The following is a 963-nucleotide window of genomic DNA, read 5'->3' on the forward strand; positions in this document are numbered from 1 at the left end:
GAAACCGCTGGACGCCTAGACGCCGTCCGCGCGGGCCATGATATCGGCGTCGTCGTCGACGATCTCCAGCAGCGCGGTCCGCAGCTCGTGCTGCTCCGCGGCGGTGAGCGGGGCGTTGTCCGGCCCGGTGATGAAGAATACGTCCTCGGCGCGCTCGCCGATGGTGCTGATCTTGGCGTTCTGCACCCGGATGCCGCAGCGCGCGAAGGTGTAGCCCACCTGCGCGAGCAGGCCGGGCTGGTCGCCGGTGATCAGCTCCATCGCCGTGCGCTCGTTGTGCGGTTCCTCGGAGAAGTTGACCTGGCTCTCGGTGCTGAAGTGGCGCAGCCGCCGCGGCAGCGTCCGGGCCGAGGGCTCCGGCAGCCGGTCCGGGGTGGCCAGGCTGTCGGCGACGTGGCCGGCGATCTCCGCGCCCCGGTCGTGGCCGCTGATGGGGTGGCCGTCGTCCTCCAGCACCAGGTAGCTGTCCAGGGTGTAGCCGTTCTCCGTGGTGATGATGCGCGCATCCTGGATGTTGAGCCGCAGCTGGTCCAGTGCCGAGACCGTGAGCGCGAAGATGTTGTCGCGGTCGCGGGTGTAGACGAACACCTCCGTGCCGCCGCGGGGGCTCTCCGGGTCGATGAGGACCAGCGGGGCGTCCTCGCCGCGGTGGGCATGGATGGCAGCGGTGTGCCAGGCGATCTCCTCGGCGCTGTAGCGCAGGAAGTAGTCCGGGGTGAAGTGCCGCCAGATCGAGCGCACGGTCATGTGGTGCAGGCCCTGCTCGCGCAGCCGCCGGCGGGCCTGCTGCTGGGTCTCGCGCACCAGCTCGTCGCCGTCGATGGGGTTGCCGAGGCCCCGGCGGATGGCCCGCTTGGTGAGCTCGTAGAGCTCGCGCAGCAGCGCCTCGCGCCAGGAGTTCCACAGCTTGGGATCGGTGCCGCGGATGTCGGCCACGGTGAGCAGGTAGAGGTAGTCCAGGCG

1 pseudogene is annotated in these 963 nt (G+C 70.4%); it reads right to left on the reverse strand.

What is annotated here, in order from left to right:
* Positions 1 to 15: 15 nt before the first annotated feature.
* A pseudogene (glnD, locus tag G7A99_RS21310) lies at positions 16 to 963 on the reverse strand ([protein-PII] uridylyltransferase); the annotation flags it as partial.

The organism is Arhodomonas sp. KWT (assembly GCF_010993615.1).